Here is a 3,834-nt window from a genome sequence, read left to right on the forward strand (position 1 = left end):
TCTTGAACTCCCCGCTCGGAAGATAGAAGCCTTCTTCGCACCTCGTCACATTTTCCGATTGCCACGACTGTTCATCGGAATCGATGCAGTAGTCAAATGCATCCTTGAAGAATGGGACTAACTCTCCCAAGTCACAATCGGTTTTCCCCTGATAGTCGATGTCCTCGAGGTTATAAAGCTGCCGTCCAAATTGATTGACCTTCAGCCAGCGTCCCTCCCCGTCCTTAAAGCAGATGAAGTCAGGCAGAGAGTGAAGGAGTGTCGATAATTGGTTTTCCTCCTCTATCAGATGTTGATATTCATCAAAGAACGTCTTCGCTCTTGCCCTCATTCTCATCATGAAGGAGATACCGGCAATCAAGATAATGATCGAAGCTGCCATACTCCATGTTTTTTCTAAAAACAGCACAGCCAGAAGCTGAAGAATGAATAGCAGACAGATGATAGCACCCAGATGATTGAATTTTTCTTTTGTGAAATGCAGATTGTTTTCTTTCATGACGCCACCTGCGCGATCTTTTTTCTTTTATCGTACCATAAGGCCTAAATTCTGATAATCCCAATGTGATAATCTCGCATTATTTACTATCTGAATATAAAAGAAGAAATAACTGTATCCTCCATTTTTACCTTTCATGGGAGAAATAATAAAAAAGATCGATCCTCACAGCGTTTAGGCTAATAGGATCGATCTGCGCAGATTATTTCGTTTTTAATTTATCGAGCATGTCAGCCGTCATTTTTGCAAGATCAAAGTTTGCTTTGAAGTCCCACTCGGCTCTGGCAGCGCTTGAGTCAATGGCATCCGGCCAGCTTTCGGCTATAGACTGTCGGACAGGGTCGACTTCATAGTCGAGTTTGAAGTCCGGCTGGTGAACACGGATTGCTGCTGCCACATCTTCAGGTGCGATGCTCATGGCAGATACGTTGAATGAGTTGCGGTGCTGAAGCTTTGATGGATCAGCTTCCATCAGGTCGATGATCGCCTGAAGCGCATCCGGCATATACATCATATCCATATGAGTGCCCTCGCCGATGTAGGAAGTGTACGCATTGTTCTTGATCGCTTCGTAATAAATTTCAACCGCGTAATCCGTTGTTCCGCCGCCAGGAAGTGTCTCATAAGAAATCAAGCCGGGGAAGCGCAGTCCTCTTGTATCCACGCCGAACTTGTGGAAGTAGTAATCAGATAATAATTCACCAGATACTTTATTGACGCCGTACATCGTGGTCGGGCGCATGATTGTATCCTGAGGCGTCGAGTCCTTTGGTGTATTTGGACCAAAGGCACCGATCGAACTCGGGGTAAAGAATTGGCATTCTAACTCTCTTGCTGTTTCAAGTGCATTCACCAATCCGCCCATATTCAGATTCCAGGCAAGCAGGGGCTTCTTTTCGGCAGTTGCCGATAATAAAGCGGCTAAGTGAATGATCGTATCGACATTATTCGTTTTCGCAATATCAAACATCTTCTCTGCATCCGTCACGTCCAGTTTCTCAAATGGGCCGTTGTGAACCACATGGCTGTCCGTTTCGCGGATATCCGTTGCAATGACATTATCAGGGCCGTATACACTTCTCAGCTTTGCTGTAAGCTCAGAACCAATTTGACCCAATGCTCCTGTCAGTAAAATCTTTTTCATTCTATTTCCTCCTGTAAGAAAGCGCAAGCGCCTTGTTCAGCCCCGACAAGCGCTCTTGTTCAGAACGGTGAAGCCGCTCTTGACTTCAGCGGTCAGACTGAAACGTCCCGAAGGGCTTGGCGCTGGAGCTGGACAATTCTCCAATAAAATTTATACATTCTTATAATACAAGAAAGCACACAACCGGGCGATCGAGGGACTCGTTCATCCGGCATGCACCCGGTATATATTTCAATATATGTTTAGATTATACCCATTTCTTTGCCGACTTTCTCATATGCGGCAACAGCCTGGTCAAGCATTTCTTTCGTATGAGCCGCTGACGGCATGTTTCTCACACGGCCGGTTCCCCTTGGTACAGTAGGGAAAACGATTGATTTTGCGTAGACACCTTCTTCATATAGACGTTTACTGAAGTCCTGGGTTGCTTGCTCTTCTCCAATGATGACCGGTGTGATCGGAGTTTCGCTGTCCCCGATATCGAAGCCCAATTTCTTAAGTTCGTCTTTGAGATACGTACTATTTTCCCACATTTTATCCTGTAATTCCGTGCTGTTCATCAGAAGATCAAGTGCTTCTGTACAAGCAGTCACGTCTGCCGGTGTTAACGAAGTTGAGAACAGGAAAGGGCGGGAGCGTACTTTTAACCAATCGATCAGGTTCTGAGTACCTGCCACATATCCGCCGACTACCCCGATTGCTTTTGAGAGCGTACCCATTTGGAAATCGACTTTATCCTGTAATCCGAAATGCTTCACCGTTCCTGCACCTTTTCCCAGCACACCGGATCCGTGAGCGTCATCGACGTACGTCATGAAATCGAATTCTTCCGCGATCTTCACGATTTCAGGTAGCTTACATACATCTCCATCCATGGAGAAGACACCGTCAGTGATGATCATGATTTTGTTGTATTGGCCGGATTCTTTCGCTTCTTTCGCCTTCTCGCGAAGATCCTCCATATCGGAATGGTTGAAGCGGATGACTTTGGCTTTTGAAAGACGGCAGCCGTCAATGATGGAAGCATGATTCAATTCGTCTGAAAGAATCGCATCGTTCTTATCCATGACCGCTGAAATTGCCGCCATATTACAATTGAATCCTGATTGATACGCAATCGCTGCTTCTGTCCCCTTGAACTTAGCAAGCTTTTCTTCAAGTTTCACGTGCAAATCAAGCGTCCCGTTGATGGTACGGACGGCTCCAGAACCGACACCATATTCTTTAATCGCTTCGATCGCCACTTTTTTCAGGCGCTCATCTGTCGCAAGTCCCAAATAGTTATTCGAAGAAAGGTTCACAAGCTTCTTTCCTCGAATCGTGATGACAGGTCCGTTCGCACTTTCCAGCGGATCGATTTCATTGTACAAACCGCGTGATTTTAAATCTTCCAGATTTTCTTGTAAAAAAGAATCAAGAGTTTTACTTGTCATAGGAAATTCCTCCTTTTATATGTAAGCGCTTTACACACAATTGTCCACTCCAAAAATACAGTTGGCATCCTTTATTTCTAGATATTACCTTGTTTTTAATCTACATAATAGTTTAACATGTTTTTTCGTGATGGACAAAAAATTTCATATTTTTATCTATATCATTTAGTGTTCCCGATAAATGAAAAAAGCTGCAGTTTTTTATTGAACTGCAGACCGGTTATGATTACATTTATTTTCATACCTCTCCCCGGGATCTTACACATCCAGCTTCGACAGCCAGTCCATCAAATTCTTAAGTCCCTTAATCATTATCAAAAAAGAACGGACCCATCGAGTAAATGAAAAAAAGTGACCCCTTTGTTTAAGGGGTCACCTGGAAGGATCAGCGGTCGTTCTTTTTCTTTTTCTTATTGTTTTCTTTCAAGTTGACTTCATAAGTGAAATCAACAGATTCCTTGCTTGATGCAGGTGCAGCATAAGAAGTAATCATATAGTTTTTACCGTTTTGGAATAATTGGCGAAGATTCAGTGCATCTTCTTCTGTTACGTTAAATGGATCTACAGTAATGACTTTGTGTTTCACTTTTTTGCCTTTTTTGTTACCGACTTCTCTTTCATTGATGAAGGTTACAGTGTAATTGACATACTCACCCTTCAATTCTGCAAAGGATTTAAACCCATCCACTGAAGATCCATCATTCGTGTATCCAATTTCAGGAATCTCAATATTATCAATGAACCAGCCAGCACCGTTA

At 43.5% G+C, this 3,834-nt stretch carries 2 protein-coding genes and 2 pseudogenes; all 4 read right to left on the reverse strand.

The genetic code is table 11. From position 1 onward, the window contains the following. A pseudogene (locus tag HP456_RS20985) lies at positions 1-499 on the reverse strand (hypothetical protein); the annotation flags it as partial. A gap of 202 nt (positions 500-701) precedes the next feature. After that, entirely contained in the window at positions 702-1,643 is a 942-nt protein-coding gene (locus HP456_RS20990; protein ID WP_172254747.1) for an L-threonine 3-dehydrogenase, read from the reverse strand. A gap of 242 nt (positions 1,644-1,885) precedes the next feature. After that, the gene (locus tag HP456_RS20995) at positions 1,886-3,076 is read right to left on the reverse strand and encodes a glycine C-acetyltransferase (protein WP_172254749.1); all 1,191 of its coding nucleotides are present in this window, start codon (positions 3,074-3,076) and stop codon (positions 1,886-1,888) included. 385 nt (positions 3,077-3,461) lie between these two features. After that, positions 3,462-3,834, reverse strand: a pseudogene (locus HP456_RS21000) (peptidase M6); the annotation flags it as partial.

It is taken from the genome of Bacillus haikouensis, from assembly GCF_013179555.1.
Classification (GTDB): Bacteria; Bacillota; Bacilli; order Bacillales; family Bacillaceae_B; genus Rossellomorea; species Rossellomorea haikouensis_A.